This window comes from Hymenobacter sp. (genome assembly GCF_031398885.1).
Classification (GTDB): Bacteria; Bacteroidota; Bacteroidia; order Cytophagales; family Hymenobacteraceae; genus Hymenobacter.
Window position 1 is genome coordinate 1 of the sequence record NZ_JANNOD010000028.1, and the last position, 16,400, is coordinate 16,400.

The following is a 16,400-nucleotide window of genomic DNA, read 5'->3' on the forward strand; positions in this document are numbered from 1 at the left end:
GGATTGTGCCGCGCTCAAGGATAAATTGCTACACCTGCTGCCTGGAGGTTGATTCACAATAGAAGAACGTCATGCTTCATCTGGCGTACGCTTGCCGAAGCATCTCGCGTGGGGTGGTAACTCTATTGTTCAACGATGCGAGCGAGATGCTTCGGCAAGCGTACGCCAGATGAAGCATGACGTTCTTCTATTGTGAATCAACCTCCAGGCAGCAGGTGTAGCAATTTATCCTTGAGCGCGGCAAAATCCACGGGCTTGGTCAGAAAGTCGTGAGCCCCCAGCTGCATGGCTTGCTGGTAGCTCTGGTCGTCGCCGTAGGCCGTAATCATGACCATGGTGGTGGGGGGCATCTCAAATTCTTCCTTCACGTGGCCCAGCAGCTCCAGCCCGCTCATGCCCGGCATGTTGATGTCGGAGAGGATAATCAGCACCTCGGAATGGTGCGCCCGCAGGAACGCCAGCGCTTCCTCGCCCGAAAAAGCGAAGCTGAAGTTCATTTCGCCGCTGCGAATTTCGCGCCGGAAGCGCTGCTGGAACAGCTCGCGCACGTCGGCTTCGTCGTCAACAACCAGGATTTGCATGGGTGGCTTGGAGTGGGATGGGGCCGGGCCAAAGGTAGGCCCGGCCGCGGCTCAGGCGGGCAGGGTGATGACGAATTCGGTACCCTGGCCTTCCTGGCTCACCACCGTCAGCGTGCCGCCGTGGCCGGTGGTCACGATGTCGTGGCTGAGCGAGAGGCCCAGGCCCGTGCCCTCGCCCACCGGCTTGGTGGTGAAAAACGGTTGAAAAATCTTGGCCTTCACGGTGTCGGACATGCCGATGCCATTGTCGCGGATGCGGATTTCCACGCCCGCCGGCACGGCCCGGGTGGTCACCGCCACCTCGGGCCGGTAGGCCCCGTCCGGCTGCTGGCGCTGGCGCTGCTGCACGGCGTGAAACGCGTTGGTCAACAGATTAATCAGCACCCGGCCCAGGTCCCCCGGCACCACAGCCAGCGGGGGAATTTCGGGCGCGTACGCGGCGGTGAGCTGGGCCGCGAAACCTTTTTCTTTGGCCTGAAGGCCCTGGTAGGCCAGGCGCAGGCTGTCTTCCACCAGCGCGTTGAGGTCGATGACGCGCCGCTGGCCGGTGCCCGTGCGCGAGTGCTCCAGCATGTCCTTGATGATGGACGTGGCGCGCTGCCCGTGCTGGCTGATTTGCCGCAGGTTCTGCTTGAGGCCGGCCAGGATTTCCGCTTCCAGGGCCGGGTTGCGGGCCGGGCCGGGCCCGGCCGGGTCGCCGTGCTCGCCGGTTATCTCGTCCACCAAATCGGTACTGACCTCGGCAAAGTTCTTAACGAAGTTGAGCGGGTTTTGCAGCTCGTGGGCAATGCCGGCGGTGAGCTCGCCCAGAAACGCCATTTTCTCGCGCTGCACCAGTTGCTCCTGGGCCGTTTTGAGCTCGGCCAACGACCGTTCCAACGCCTCCCTGGCGTGCTGCTGCTGGCGGGCGTGGCGGCCCAGCAGCAGCGCCAGCGCCAGCAGCCCCACCAGCCCCGCCACCAGGGCGTAGGTGCGGTAGCGGCTGCGCAGGGCGGCCTGGCTGGCGGCGGCCTGCTGGGTGCGCTGTTGCTCGCGGTAGTTCAGGCTTTGCAGGCGCATCACCTTCTCCTGGCCAAACAGCGTGTCCTTCATCACCAGCATCAAGCCCTGGTACTTGAGGGCGCTGTCGGCCGCGCCGCGCCGCTTGAAATCCTGGGTGAGCAGGGTGCTGGCGTTGAGCACCCCGCGCAGGAAGCCGTTGGCTTGGGCCGCCTGGCAGCCCAGGCGGGCGTAATAGATGCTGGAATCCACCCGGCCCGTTTGCTGGAAGAGCGTGGCCAGGCCCACGTAGGCAAAATTGAGGCTGCGCAGGTGGCCCACTTGCTTCGACTCGGCGATGCTGGCGCGGTAGAACCCGCGCGCCGGGCCCGAGCGGCCCTGCTTGCGGGCCACGTTGCCCAGGCCGTACAGGATGTAGTTGGTGGGCGTGCGCAGGCGGCGGGCCAGGGCGTAGGCCCGCTCCTGGTAGGTGCGGGCCGAATCCAATTGATTGAACAGGTCGTAGGCCAGCCCAATGTTGCTCAGCTCAATCACCACCCGGCGCTCGTCGCGCAGCTGCTCGCCAATTTTCAAGGCCCGGAAGTAGTAGCTCAGGCCCTGGCGCTGGTCGCGCAGGTACACGTAGATGATGCCGATGCTGCGCAGGTTTTGGGCCACCAGGGCCTGGTCGCGGGTGGCTTCGGCCAGGCGCAGCGACTGCTGAAACAGCTCCAGCGCACGGGCCAGGTTGCTCTCGCGCAGGGCGGCGCCCAGCCGGTTCAGGGCCTCGCCCTCGCCGTGGCGGTAGCCCACCCGCCGGGCCAGCGCCAGGGCCCGCAGGGCATAAACGGCCGCCGAGTCGGTGCGCTGGGTCCAGAGCTGGTCGCTGACCTGGCACAGCAGCAGCACCCGGTTGTGGTCAGTCTGGGGCCGGGCCAGCAGCCGGCGCAGGCTGTCCACGGCCCGGCTTTGGGTGGGCACCGGCAGCGCCCCGGCACTGGCCAGCAGCGGCCCGGCCAGCAGCAGGGCCAGCAGCCCCGTGCGGCCGCCCGCGCGGAAGCCCGCGCAGAAGGAATAGGAGCTGCGCAACGGGTTGAGCCCGGGGGCTGGCAAGTGGAAGGGCAACCGGGGCCGGCCCCCTCGCGGCCGCCCGGAAACAGCCGCGGCAAAAGCGCTACGCCAAAAGGCCGCAAGCCTTCGCGTGGGGCTGCCCCCGGTTCCGCTTCCGGGAAACGACAGAGCCGGCGGGCGATGCGCCGCGCCGCGCGGGGCGGTGGCCGGCGGCCCGGTGGGCAGCCTCATCAATAATCGCCAAATCATGCACTGGCGGAGAATATGTTAAGGGTCGACCCGCTGGCAGTGCGCACGTCGGCCAGACCGGGCAGCAAACGGCCAGCTAGCCGGCCTGATTAAGGGGCAAGCTAATCAAAAACTCGGTGAATTTCCCTTCCTGAGACGAGACCGTGAGGGTGCCGCCGTGGCCCTTGGTCACGATGTCGTAGCTCAGCGACAGGCCCAGGCCGGTGCCTTCGCCGCTGGGCTTGGTGGTGAAAAAAGGCTGAAAAATCTTCTGCTGCACCGCTTCGGGAATGCCCAGGCCGTTGTCGCGCACCCGGATTTCGACCTGCTCGCCCTGCTGCCGGGTGTGCACCGCCACGGTGGGCGCGAACCCGGGCTCGCCCCGCTGCTGGCGCTGGCGCACGGCGTAGAAGGCGTTGGTGAGCAGGTTGAGCAACACCCGGCCCAGGTCGGAGGACACGACTTCGACGGCCGGCAAATCGGCTGCGAAGTCGGTCTGCAGCGTGGCGTTGAAGGACTTGTCTTTGGCGCGCAGGCCCTGGTAAGCCAGGCGCAGGTACTCGTCGGCCAGCCGGTTGAGGTCGGTGGGCTGGCGGTCGCCGGCGCTGGCGCGGCTGTGCTCCAACATGCCCTTCACGATGCTGGCGGCCCGCTGCCCGTGGTGGTGGATTTTTTGCAGGTTCTGGGCAATGTCGTCGAGCAGCTCAGCTTCCAGGCCGGCATCGCGCGCGGCGCGGGCCTGCTCCTCGCGCAGCTCGCCGAGGATTTCCACGCTCACGTCGGCGAAGTTGTTGACGAAGTTGAGCGGGTTCTGGATTTCGTGGGCAATGCCGGCCGTGAGCTCGCCCAGGCTGGCCATTTTTTCGGCCTGCACCAACTGGGCCTGGGTGGTGCGCAGCTCGGTGAGGGCGGTGCGCAGCTCCTCGGCCTGGCGGGTGAGGGCGGCGGTGCGCTCGGCCACCAGCCGCTCCAGCTCCACGTTCTGCACTTCAATGAGGCGCTTGGCCCGGTCTTCTTCCTCGCGCAGCAGGCGTTCCTTTTCCAGGTTTTTTTTCTGGCTGCGGGCAATGAAGATGAACGTGACCACCCAAATAATGGCAAACCCCTGCGTCGTATCCATAAACGCCTCGAAGCGCTTGGGCAACTTGCCGCTGGGCTCTTGCAGCACGAATTCCACCGCTTTGTAGAGCACAAAGGGCAGCAGGGCCAGCAGCAGGGTGCGGGCCGGGCGGTAGTCGCGCACCCGCGCCAGCGCCGCTACCAGCACCAGCAGCACCCCCAGCCAGTACGCGTCCACGAGCGTGGGCATCTTGAGCTTCAGCCCCAGGGCGACGAAGAACAGCACCACCCCCGGCACCCAAATCCAGCCCAGGACCCGGCTCCAGCCGGGCAGGCGGGCGGGCAAGTCCAGGAACTTCCGCAGTGCCCGCACAATCAGCACCGCTATGGGCGCAACAAGCAGCAGTTCGCCATTACTGGATGAGTACGCCATGTGAGCAGCTAAGGCAGGAGCAGGAAATTAAGAATCAACTTGGAGAAATCATTGCGCAAGCAAATGCCAGCGCCGCGGTTTTTTCAATGCTGCTTGCCGGGCGCCGGGCGAAAACCCGGCCCCGGCCCGCGGCGGCAAAATACTCCTTTCACCATAATGTTCGAATTGACTCAGGTGGGCAGGCGGATGAGGAACTCGGTGCCTTCGCCCTCGCGGCTTTCCACCGTGAGGGTGCCGCCGTGGCCCTTGGTGACGATGTCGTAGCTCAGCGACAGGCCCAGGCCGGTGCCCTCGCCGGGGGCTTTGGTGGTAAAAAAGGGCTGGAACACCTTTTCTTTCACCGCCGCGGGCATGCCCGTGCCGTTGTCGCGCACCCGGATTTCCACGGCCTGACCGGCCGGCCGGCGCGTACTCACCGTCACGGTGGGCTCGTAGGCGGCCTCGGCCTCGCCGGCCACCACGGCGGCTTCCTGCTGCCGCTGGCGCACGGCGTGCAAGGCATTGGTGCACAGGTTGAGCAGCACGCGGCCCATGTCCTGCGTCACCACGGCCACGGTGCCCATTTCGGGGTCAAACTCTTTGCTCAACGTGGCGCTAAACGACTTGTCCTGGGCGCACAGGCCCTCGTAGGCCAGCGTCAGCGACTCGTCGGCCAGGGCGTTGAGGTCGCTGGGCTCGCGCGGACCGGTGCCGCTGCGCGAGTGGGCGAGCATGTCTTTGATGATGGACGAGGCCCGCTGCCCGTGCTGGCTGATTTGCTGCAGGTTTTGCCGCAGCCCGACCAGGATGTCCTGCTCCAGGCCCGCGCCGCGGCTGGTCCGCTCGCCGTGTATGTCATCGACCAGGTCGGTGCTGACCTCGGCAAAGTTTTTCATGAAGTTGAGCGGGTTTTGCAGCTCGTGGGCAATGCCGGCGGTGAGCTCGCCCAAAAACGCCATTTTCTCGGCCTGCACCAACTGCGATTGGGTTTGCCGCAGCTTGGCCAGCGTGTGCTGGTTCACCTGCAGCTGCCGGTAGATGAACACCCCCAGCCCCGACACCAGCACCACGACCAGCAGCGCCCCCAGCAGCAGCCAATTGCCCAGGCGCAGGCGCTCGGCTTGCACGGCTTGCGTCTGGCGCAGGTTAGTGATTTGGGCATTCTGGGCCCGCTCCACCCGCTCGCTCTCGTAGGGCGCCACCCGAAAAACGGCCTGTGCGGCGTCGAACGTGTCGACCAGCGCAATGTACCTCCGGGAGTAGCGCTGGGCCTCGACGGGCCGGCCGCGGGCGTCGTAGAACGCTGCAAGCTGCTTCAGGTACTTGGCGCGCAAGCCCCCGAGCTTGTTGGCGGCGGCTTTTCGGTAGGCCAGCAGCCAGTGGGATTCGGCGCGCCGGTAGTCGGCGCGGCGCACGTGGTATTCGGCCCAGGTGGCGTCCAGCTCAAACTCGCCGAGCTTGCTCGACGCGGGCAACTTCAGGGAGTCGTCGAGCTGCTGGGCGCGCCGCAGCAGGGGCAGGGCCGGGGCCGGCATTTGCATTTGCAGCAGCACCGAGGCTTGTTGCACCAGCCCGTAGGCCCGGCCCACTTGCCGCTCGTACGGGTCGGTCACCCGCGCGGCCAGCGCCGAATCGGCGGCCCGCCGGGCCGCCGGATAGCGGCGCTCCTGGGCATCGAAACGTGAGAGCGTCAGGAAGGTATAGACCCGGCCCAGGTCCTGAACCTTCCGAAACTCGGGCAAGGCCTGGGCCAGGCGCACGTACTGCACCGCCTTGGCCGGGTTGCCCCAGTCGGCGTAGATGGACCCGGCTACAATCAGCTCGCGCACGTAGAGGGTTCGGCTAAAACCTTTGATTAGGTCGGCCGCGCGCAGGATGTTATCCAGGGTTCGGGTGAAATCGCCCATGCGCCGGTAGTAGCCGCCCTGCGACAGGTAGCAGGCGGCCACGTTCTCGGTGGCGCCCCGCAGCCGGTAGTAGGTCAGTTTTTGCTCGTAATAGCGCTTGCGCGCATCCATCTGGTTCAGGCGGTTGTAGAGCGTCACCAGGTCAATCAGAAGCCAGGGCACGGGACGGCCCGCGCGGTCGAACTCGGCCACGGCCGCCCGCGTGGAATCCAGGGCCGCGGCGTCGGCGGTGCCCCGCTGCCACAGGGCCACCCCCGCCCGCAAGCGGCGGTAGGGGCGGTCGTCCAACGTTCCCAGCCGCCGGTTCAGGGCCAACAACTGCTCCAGAAACGGCAGGGCTTGCCGGTTGGTGGGGTGCAGGTCCAGCAGGTGCACCAGGGTGCGCAGCCGGGCCGAGTCGGCGCGCTGTTGCGGCAGGGAACGGGCCAACGAATCATAATCGGCATCCCAGTAGCGCTGCTGGGCCAGCAAGGGGCTGGTCAATAGGCTCATCACCAGCGCCGTAAATATCCATTTCATGGGCAGAGGCAGGGCGTGAGGCCAAAAGAAAAGCGCACCGGCCGGCCAGCCACCGCATTCCCGGGCAATGGGCCACGGCCATCATCGCAAAAGAAATTTATGGGCGAAATCATCGCGGGCAAAGACTGATGAGTAACCGGGAAATGCAACCGAGCCAACCAGCCCGGAGACGTTGCGAAGGTATTGGCCAAGCACGGCAGCCGTTCGCGCCGTAAAGATGGACCAATTGCAGTACACCGATGTAAAAAGCAATGCGTAATCATATGTACCCACGGCGCGCCGCTTGGCGCCAAGGCCTTTGCGTTCATCCTGTTTCTGCTTCTCAAGACTACTGCTGTTGGTAAGAACCGCCGACGCCTTGGCTCATGCGCCTTCCTTCTTGCTCAATAATCGGCCAAGCCGTTGCGCAGCGAGTACACTTCCGCGAAGCCGTGTGCCCGCAGCAGCAGCGCCGCTTTTTGGCTGCGCACGCCGCTGGCGCAGTGCACCACCACGGGCACGGCGGGCCGCAAGCTGCCCAACTGTTCCGGGAGCTGGGCCAGCGGAATCAGCCGGCCCCCGATGCTCCTCCGGGCGTGCTCGTGCGGCTCGCGCACGTCGAGCAGCTGCAAGGGCCGGCCGCTCTGCTGCCAGACCTTCAGCTCGTCGGCGCTGATTTCGGCGGCGCGCCCGGGGGCCGCTTCCAGCGAAGCTTCGCCGCAGAAGGCTGCGTAGTCGGGCGCCAGGGCAGTCAGCCGCTGGTTGGCCGGCACCGCCCGGAAGCGGATGGTCTGGAACCGCATGGCCAGGGCGTCGACCAGCAGCAAACGCCCGCTCAAAACCTCGCCCAACTCCAGAATGATTTTCAGGGCCTCGGTGGCCTGCAGGGTGCCCACCAGGCCCGGCAGCACCCCCAACACCCCGATTTCGGCGCAGTTTGGCGCAGCGCCGGGCGCCGGGGGCTCGGGGTAGAGGCAGCGGTAGGTGGGGCCGCCTTGGTAGTTGAACACCGCCACCTGGCCCTCAAACTTGAAAATGGCCCCAAACACCAGCGGCTTGCCCAGCACCACGCAGGCGTCGTTGACCAGGTAGCGGGTGGCGAAATTGTCGGAGCAGTCCACTACCAGCTCATAGTCGGCAAATAGCCCCAATGCGTTGGCCGCCGACAGCAGCACTTGGTGCGTGCGCAGCTCGATGAGCGGGTTTTGGGCGTGCAGTTTTTCGGCGGCGGCCACGGCCTTGGGGCGGCCCACGTCGGCAGTGGCGTACAGCACCTGGCGTTGGAGGTTGGAGTCGTCCACGGTGTCAAAATCGAGCAGGCCCAGCGTGCCCACGCCGGCGGCGGCCAGGTATTGCAGCACCGGGCAGCCCAGGCCGCCGCAGCCCACTACCAGCACCCGCGCGACTTTCAGCTTCTGCTGGCCAGCCAAGCCGATTTCGGGCAGCAGCAGGTGGCGGCTGTAGCGAGTGGTTTCGGCGGCAGAAAAAGAGGGTTGGGTTGGGGTCATTGGGCAAAGGCCGGGCAGATGAGGGCGCACGAGCAGGGCGGGGGCCGGCCCCTTCGACGCCACGGGCCGGCAATTTCGGTAAACTGCGGTTATTCTGGACTCTGATGTTCGCGCCGCAGCTACTTCTGACGCCGCAAAGGCCGCGAGTGAGCCGCGCACAAGGGCGTACTTCCGCCGATGCAGGCCCCGGCCACAATCAGCCCCGCCGAAGTAAGTTTGCCTGTTCCATCAAATTGGCCAGCTATTCAATATTGCGCACAAAGCGGAATTTAAAACTTAACATAATAGATAGACTCAAGCCTTATTTGTGTAAGCTGTTATTAATTAGATACTGGCTGCGGACGGGGCTTGGAGCTTTTGCCAAGTGTGCTACCAATTGCGACTATTCGCCCTGCCCTTCGATTGCAGTGAGATTGGCGTGCTGGCCACTATGGACACCCGCCATCCGTTTTGTACCATTGGGGGTCTACTGCTCGCCGTCAGCCGGGGCTTTGTACCAACTGCGCAGGCCCAACGCGCCCAACACGACCTCCGGCCCACCCTCACCACCACCGTGGCTTGGGGCTACCACGATGCCGCCGCGTCGCCCGTGCTGCGCATCAAATCCGGCAAGGCCATTGCAGGGGCGAACGCTCATCACCTCCAGCCCTACCCGGCTGGAAGGCGCGGGCAGGGCTCCGGCCCAGGTGGAGCAAGCCCTGCGCGCGAGCCACGCCCAAGTGACCAATAAGGGGCCGGGCGGAAGATAAATCGAACGTCCTGCTCATCTGGCGTCCGAACTACTAAACAACTTCACGACAAAAAAGCGCGTCAGGGCCTTGAGCCGGCGATAAGGCATTTGTTCCGGTTGACTTTCAATCGGGCGACCCTTTAACGTAGCGGGCTGGTGGCGCGGCAGGCAGCCCGTTTCCCAGTATTTTGACTGAGCAATTGAGGCGGGGATGCGCGGCAAAACTCAAAACTGGCGGCGGTGAGAACCACGGCTATTCAACCGAAGCTAGTTGTTAAGATTATGCTCGGAGTAGTAGTAAGCGCGAAAAATCCAATAACTTCGCCTGCTACGGGTTACAATTAGCTTATCCTATGGCTATCATGCAAAATACTCTGCTTTTCTTCGTGTTGCTGGCGGCCCCGGTGTGCGCGCGGGCCCAGGTCGACTCGGTGCGGGCCAGCACCTTGCCCGGCCGTCAGCTGGCCGAGAAAGCCTACAACAGCGGCCTGGCCAGCTTCAACGCGCAGAGCTACCCGGCCGCGCTGCGCAGCTTCGACCAGGCCATTGCCGCCAAACCCGATTTTGCGGCGGCCTATACCAACCGCGCCGCCACCCGCTACGAATTGAAGGAATACCCGCAGGCCCAGGCCGACTACGACCAGGCCCTGAAGCTAGAGCCGGGCAGCTACGGCAGCTACTTTGGCCGCGCGCGGGCCCACGAAGCCCAAAACCACCTCGCCGAAGCCGACCAGGACTACTCCGCCGCCGTGAAGGCCAAGCCCGACTACGCCCCGGCCTGGTACAACCGCGGCGTGCTGCGTTTCGAGAAGGGCGACTACCAGGCCGCCCGCGACGACTTTGACGGCGCCATCAAGGCCGACCCCAAAATGGCCTACGCTTACCACGACCGCGGCAGCGCTCACCAGAAGCTGAACAACTACCCGGCCGCGACCCAGGACTACACCCAGGCCCTGGCGCTGCAGCACGAGCTGCTGCCGGCCCTACTCAACCGCGCCACCGCCGAGCGGCGCAGCGGCCAACTGCCCCAGGCCATGCGCGACTACGACGCTTACCTCGCCAAAAAAGCCGACAACCCGCTGGCTTTCAACAACCGCGGCAGTGCGCGCTTCGAAAGCAAGGACTACGCCGGCGCCATTGCCGATTTCAGCCAGGCCGTGAAGCTCGACGCGAAATACGCCTACGCCTGGAACAACCGCGCCGCCGCCCAGCTCAAGCTGGAGCACTACGCCGAAGCCGCCGCCGATGCCACGGCCGCCATCCAGCTCAAACCCGACTACGCCGAAGCCTACCTGACCCGCGGCCACGCCCGTGAAATGCTGCGCCAGGCCGACGAAGCCTGCCAGGACTGGCGCAAAGCCGCCGAGCTGGGCATCGTGGCCGGCAACAGCTACGCCGCCGCGGCCGGCTGCGCGGGCGAAGCGGCCGAGTAACGAGTAACGAGTAACGAGTAACTGATATGCTGCATATCCTGCATCAGAACGTCGTGTCGAGCATTCTGCGCATGAAGCAGAGACCGAGACTTCTCGCGTGCAATAACAATCAATGACTTCGAGCGAAATGTCTCGGCCACGCTCGACATAACGGCCCCATTTATTCCAACACCACTGCGATGCCTTTTCTCAATCGCCTGCTTTTCCTGCTCCTACTTGCCGCCCTCCCGGCCGCCGCCCAGAATATTGCCTTCACCAAAGACAACTTCGGCGAAAACAAAGAGGGCCTGCGCGAGGCACAGCGCGAGCTCAAGGAAGGCGACACCGAGTACCGCGCCGACCCGCCGCGCTACGCCCAGGCCCTGCCCCATTACTTGAAGGCCCAGCAGCTCAACCCCAGCAACGCGGCCCTGAACGTGAAAATCGGCGACTGCTACCTCCACTCGCCCACCAAAACCGCAGCCCTGCCCTACCTGCAGCGGGCGGCCCGGCTCGACGCCACCGCCGACGCCCGCCTCCACTACCTGCTGGCCCGAGCCCTGCACCTGAGCGCCAAGTGGGCCGAGGCCATTGCCGAGTACCAGCTGGCCCCGGCCGTGGGCAGCAACACCCGCAACGGCGACGCAGATGCCCTCTCGGCCGCCGACTTGCAGCGCTTTGTTAAGGAGTGCCGCAACGGCCAGAAATTGATGGCCGAGCCCGTGCGCGTGTTCATCGACAACGCCGGGCCGGAGCTGAACTCGGCGGCGTCGGACTACGGGCCGGTGGTGTCGGCCGACGAGTCGACCATCCTCATCACCTCGCGCCGGGCGGGCTCGACCGGTGGCAAGGAGGACCCCGAGGGCAACGGCTACTTCGAGGACATCTACCAGGCCACCTGGAACGGCAAGGCCTGGGGCCGGGCCACCAACCTGGGCGAGCCCGTGAACACCGACGAGCACAACGCCACCGTGGGCGTGGCGCCCGACGGCCAGCGCCTGCTCGTGTACACCAACGCCAACGGCGGCGACCTGCTCGAAGCCAACCTGCGCGGCACGGCCTGGGGCAAGCCCAAGCAGCTGGGCACCCGCATCAACACGCGCAGCCACGAAACGTCGGCCACCTACTCGCCCGACGGGCGGTTCCTGTACTTCGTGAGCAACCGCGAGGGCGGCCTGGGCGGGGCCGATATCTACAAAGTGGAGCTGGAGAGCAAAAGCCCGCCCGTGAACCTGGGCCCGGCCATCAACACCTCGGGCGGCGAGGAGGGCGTGTTTATGATGCCCGACGGCAAAACCATGTTCTTCTCCTCGCAGGGCCACAACTCGATGGGCGGCTACGACATCTTCAAGTCGGTGTTTGAAAACGGCCAGTGGAGCGAGCCCGAAAACCTGGGCTGGCCCATTAACACGCCCGACGACGACGTGTTTTTCGTGACCTCCGCCTCGGGCCGGCACGGCTACTACTCCAGCGACCGCCCCGACGGCCTGGGCGCCAAGGACATCTACCGCGTCACCTTTCTGGGGCCCGAAAAGCAGCCCCTGCTCAGCGAAGAAGACCAGCTGCTGGCCTCGCGCCTGGCCCCGGTGAAGCAGGCCGTGCTGGCCCCGGCCGTGGCCGTGACCACGGCCCAGGTCACCATCCTCAAGGGCACCGTGACCGACAACGCCACCAAGCAGCCGCTCGACGCCGCCATCGACCTCATCGACAACGTCAGCGGCCTGACCATTGCCACCTTCCGCAGCAACGCCACTTCGGGCAAGTACCTCGTCAGCCTGCCCTCGGGCACCAACTACGGCATCGTGGCGCGGCAGGAGGGCTACTTGTTTCACTCCGAAAACTTCGACCTGCCCGTCGGGGCCGCCTACGCCGAGGTGGTGAAGGACATTCCGCTCAAGCGCCTGGAAGTGGGCACCACCATCGTGCTGCGCAATATTTTCTTCGACTTCGGCAAGGCCACCCTGCGCAAGGAGAGCAAAGCCGAGCTCGAACGCCTGCAAAAGCTCCTCGTCGAGACCCCGGCCCTGAAGCTGGAAATGGCCGGCCACACCGACAACGTGGGCGAAGCCGCCACCAACAAGAGCCTCAGCCAGCGCCGGGCCCAGGCCGTGGTCACCTACCTGAGCCAGCACGGCATCGCCGCCGCCCGCCTCACCGCCGCCGGCTACGGCGAGGCCCGGCCCGTGGCGCCCAACACCAGCAAAGCAGGCCGCCAGCTCAACCGCCGCACCGAGTTCAAGGTGACGGCCAAGTAGGTAATTATCGGGCAAAAACCCGATTTCGACCGGTCGCGGACCGTAGTAGTCGGAAAGCTGGGCCAGGGGAGACGGTGCGCTTTACCTTGTTGCACCAAATAATGGCCCAGCTGGTCCGGCCGTGCTCCCTGCTTGAAACGACTCGTCCCATTCTTATCCGCCCGGCGGCGGTTGCTCCTGCTGCTGGGGTTGCTGCTGGGGTTGCTGCTGGCACTCGCGCGGCCCGCCAACGCCCAGCAGGCCTTCCTCCGCCAGTTTGGGCCGGCCGAAGGGTTGCGGCCGCCGTTCATTTACGCGCTGCTGCAGGACCGGCAGGGCTACCTCTGGCTGGGCACCGGCGAAGGGCTGATTCGCTACGACGGCACCCGCTTCGTCGCCTTCGCCAAAGCCGACGGCCTGGCCGAAGACTTTGTGGTATCGCTGCGCGAAGATTCGGCCAGCGGCCGGCTGTGGGTGGGACACTACCAGGGCGGCATTTCGGTGCGGCAATCCGCCGCGGGTCCGTTCGTCGCCGCCGACCGCGCCACCGTGCCCGCGGGCCCGCGCCTGCCCGCCGACGGCCCGCCGCCCGTGGACTCGGCCGCCATTGGCCGCTATCTGCGCCGCTACCGCCTGCGCCTGCCCAGCGGGGTGGTGCCCATTTGCCTGCTCTCCGACCGGGAAGGCAACACCTGGCTGGGCACGGCCGGCCAGGGCCTGTGGCGGCATTCGGACCGCCACCTGCGCCGCTACCCCACCCCGGCCGGCGGCGCCCCGCCGCTGGCCTTGTGCCCGGGCCCGCGGGGCACCTTGGTGGTGGGCACCGCCACCGGCCTGCAGACCGTCGGCCCAAACGGGCAGTTGGGAAAACGGCTGAACAACGGCCCCGCGCTGCCCATCCGGGCGGTGCTGCCCCGGCCGGGCGCCGGGCGCGGGCACTGGGCCGGCACCGCCGGCGACGGTCTCTGGCAGTACGCGCCGGGCCGCCGCCCCCGCCGGGTGGCCGGCCTCCCCGCCGACCTCGACGTCAAGGCGCTGGCTTTTGGGGCCAGCACCGGCCTGTGGGTGGGCACCGCGGCCGACGGCCTGTACCTGCTGCCCGCCGACAGCACCCAGCCCCTGCGCCACTACACCACGGCCGAAGGGCTGTTGCACAACACCATTTACGCCCTGCTGGCCGACCGCACCGGCCGGGTGTGGGTGGGCACCCACGGCACCGGCCTGGCCGTGTTCAACAACCGCACGCAGCGCTTTGCCCATTACCGCCTCAGCAGTGGCGGCGTGGCCGTGAGCAGCTTTGCCGAGGACGCCATGGGCCGCGTGTGGGTCGGCACCGAAGGCCAGGGCTTGTACTGCCTGACTGGCAAAACCTGGCGCCACTACGACGCCGACCGCCGCCTCTCCACCAACTTCGTCTACGGCCTGCTGGCCCTGCCGGCCCTGGTCGAGGCCCCAATAGCGGGCCAGTGGCTGCTGCTCTCGCACCTGCAAGGGCTCACGCTCCTGGATGCGCGCTCGGGTCGTTTCACCCCGTTGGCCGCCGCCACCGACACCTTGGTGCGTGACGGCCGGGGCCCGTTGGCCCTGGCCACCGGTGCGCGGCCGGCGGCCTGGGCTGCCACCCGCGCCGGCTTGGTCCGGCTCGACCTGGGCGAGGCCCTGACCCGGACCCGGGAGTTGCCGCCGGGGTTGGTGCTGGCCGGGGCCGAAGTCGACGGCGACCCGCGGCCGGTGGCTACGTTGGGTGAGTTGTCGGCCACGCGCCACCGGGTGCGCTTCGACTTTGCGGGCCTGAGCCTGGCGGCCGGCGGCGAGCCCCTCGAATACCAGTACCGCCTGCTGGGCCTTTCGGAAGCCTGGAGCCGGCCCAGTGCCGCGGCCGAAGCGCAGTTCCCGGGCCTCGACGCCGGGCGCTACGCGCTGGAGGTGCGGGCCCGGCACGGCACGGCCGGCGCGTGGAGCGCCGTAGCGGCGGCCAGCTTTGGCATTGCCACGCCGTTTTGGCGCACCTGGTGGTTCGCCGGGCTCGTGTTTTTTGGCGCGGTGAGCGCGGTGCTTGGCGTGGTGCGGGTCCGCGAGCGGGCCCTGCGGCAGACCCAGGTGGTGCTGGAGCGCACCGTGCGGGAGCGCACCGCCGAGCTGCGCCAGCAGAAGGCCCACATCGAGGACATCAACGCCGACCTGGTGGTGGCCCGCGACGCGGCCGAGGCCTCACGGCAGGCCAAGGCGCAGTTTCTGGCCAACATGAGCCACGAAATCCGCACCCCGATGAATGCCGTCATCGGCCTCACCAACCTGCTGCAGGCCACCCGCCCCAGCCCCGAGCAGGGCGAATACCTCGCGGCCATCGAGTCGTCGTCGCAAAACCTGCTGGTCATCATCAACGACATCCTCGACAGCTCCAAGATGGAAGCCGGCAAGCTGTCGCTGGAGCAGGTGCCTTTCCGGCTGCCCGAGGCGGTGCGGCGGCTCGGGGCCATGTTCAAGTTTGCCACCGGCAGCAAGGGGCTCTACCTGCGCATCGAAGTGGCCGACACCGTGCCCGCCGCCGTGCTCGGCGATTCCGTGCGCCTCAACCAAATCCTGGTTAATTTGGTCGGCAACGCCATCAAGTTCACCCGGCAGGGCGGCGTCACGCTCACCGTTGAAGTGGTGCCGCCGGCTCATTTTTCGGTCGACTCGGCGGCTCACGCGCTGGTGCGCTTCGCCGTGCGCGACACCGGCATCGGCATCGCGGCCGATAAGCTGGGGGCCATTTTTGAAGATTTTTCCCAGGCCAACACCTCCACCACCCGCGAGTTTGGCGGCACGGGCCTGGGCCTGAGCATTGCCCGCAACCTCGTGCAGCTCCACGGCGGCCAGCTGGGCGTGGTGAGCGAGGAAGGCCGGGGCTCTGAGTTTTTCTTCGAGCTGCCCTACGAAGTGGCCGATGCCCGCGCGGCCCAGCCCGAAGCCCACGCCGGCCTGCTCGCGCCCTTCGAGCCCGCCCTGCGCGTGCTGGTGGCCGAGGACAACGCCCTCAACCAGCTGGTGGCCCGCAAAACCCTGGAAGCGTGGAACGTGCAGGTCGTCATCGCCGAAAACGGCCGCCTCGCCGTGGAAGCCGTTACGGCCGCCACCACGCCCTTCGACGCCGTGCTGATGGACGTGCAGATGCCCGAGATGGACGGCTACGAGGCCGCCCGCCAAATTCGGCTGCGGTTTCCCGACGCCGGCCGGTTTCCCATTATTGGTCTCACCGCCTCGGTGCTGCCCGAAGACCGGGTGCTGGCCCTGGCCGCCGGCATGAACGACACCCTGGCCAAGCCGTTTGAGCCCGCTGTTCTCTACGCCCGGCTGGCCCATTTCACGGGCCGCAGCCTCGTGGGCGCCGAGGTGGCCGCCGGCGCGGCCCAATCCGGCCCGGCCGGGCCGCGCCTTGCTTACAGCTCTCTTATCAAGCCCGACTGGCACCTGCTGGAAGAGCTGGCCGGCGGCAACGAAGGCTTCCTTCGCCAGATTGTGGGCACGTTCCTCGCCGAGGCGCCGGCGCTGGAGGCCCGGCTAACCACCGCCTGCCCCGCCGACCCCGCGGCCCTGGCCAGCGCGGCTCACAAGCTTAAGGGCCAGGTGGCGTATTTTGGCGTGCCGGTGCTGCACACCCAGCTCGATGAGCTGGAGCGCGCCGCGCGCCACCCCGACTGCCCCTACTGCCAGCCACTGGTGGCCACCATCCGCCGGCAGTTGGCCGAACTGTACCCGCAGCTCGAAGCCCGCGCCGGCGCTTGAGAACTGAATTGTCC

8 protein-coding genes are annotated in these 16,400 nt (G+C 66.7%); 3 read left to right on the forward strand and 5 right to left on the reverse strand.

The genetic code is table 11. The features are described from left to right. Positions 1-197: 197 nt before the first annotated feature. From RMO51_RS04290 to moeB, 5 genes are all read right to left on the reverse strand, one after another. Entirely contained in the window at positions 198-581 is a 384-nt protein-coding gene (locus RMO51_RS04290) for a response regulator (protein ID WP_310392331.1), read from the reverse strand. A 51-nt stretch (positions 582-632) separates the two neighbouring features. After that, positions 633-2,672, reverse strand: coding sequence for an ATP-binding protein (locus tag RMO51_RS04295; protein ID WP_310392332.1), 2,040 nt, complete (start codon positions 2,670-2,672; stop codon positions 633-635). 283 nt (positions 2,673-2,955) lie between these two features. After that, the gene (locus RMO51_RS04300; protein WP_310392334.1) at positions 2,956-4,350 is read right to left on the reverse strand and encodes an ATP-binding protein; all 1,395 of its coding nucleotides are present in this window, start codon (positions 4,348-4,350) and stop codon (positions 2,956-2,958) included. A 170-nt stretch (positions 4,351-4,520) separates the two neighbouring features. Beyond that, positions 4,521-6,755 carry an ATP-binding protein gene (locus RMO51_RS04305; protein WP_310392335.1) on the reverse strand — a complete coding sequence of 745 codons (2,235 nt, stop codon included), beginning with the start codon at positions 6,753-6,755 and terminating at the stop codon, positions 4,521-4,523. A gap of 383 nt (positions 6,756-7,138) precedes the next feature. Next, on the reverse strand, positions 7,139-8,242 hold the full coding sequence (moeB, locus tag RMO51_RS04310) for a molybdopterin-synthase adenylyltransferase MoeB (RefSeq protein ID WP_310392337.1): 1,104 nt from the start codon (positions 8,240-8,242) through the stop codon (positions 7,139-7,141). Between the two features lie 1,092 nt (positions 8,243-9,334). Here moeB and RMO51_RS04315 point away from each other — a divergent pair. From RMO51_RS04315 to RMO51_RS04325, 3 genes are all read left to right on the forward strand, one after another. Then, positions 9,335-10,405, forward strand: a complete 1,071-nt coding sequence (locus tag RMO51_RS04315; RefSeq protein ID WP_310392339.1) for a tetratricopeptide repeat protein — start codon at positions 9,335-9,337, stop codon at positions 10,403-10,405. Positions 10,406-10,584: 179 nt separating this feature from the next. Continuing rightward, positions 10,585-12,639 (forward strand): OmpA family protein, encoded by a 2,055-nt coding sequence (locus tag RMO51_RS04320; protein WP_310392340.1) that lies wholly within the window; start codon positions 10,585-10,587, stop codon positions 12,637-12,639. A 132-nt stretch (positions 12,640-12,771) separates the two neighbouring features. After that, positions 12,772-16,386 carry an ATP-binding protein gene (locus tag RMO51_RS04325; RefSeq protein ID WP_310392342.1) on the forward strand — a complete coding sequence of 1,205 codons (3,615 nt, stop codon included), beginning with the start codon at positions 12,772-12,774 and terminating at the stop codon, positions 16,384-16,386. The last annotated feature ends 14 nt before the right edge of the window (positions 16,387-16,400 follow it).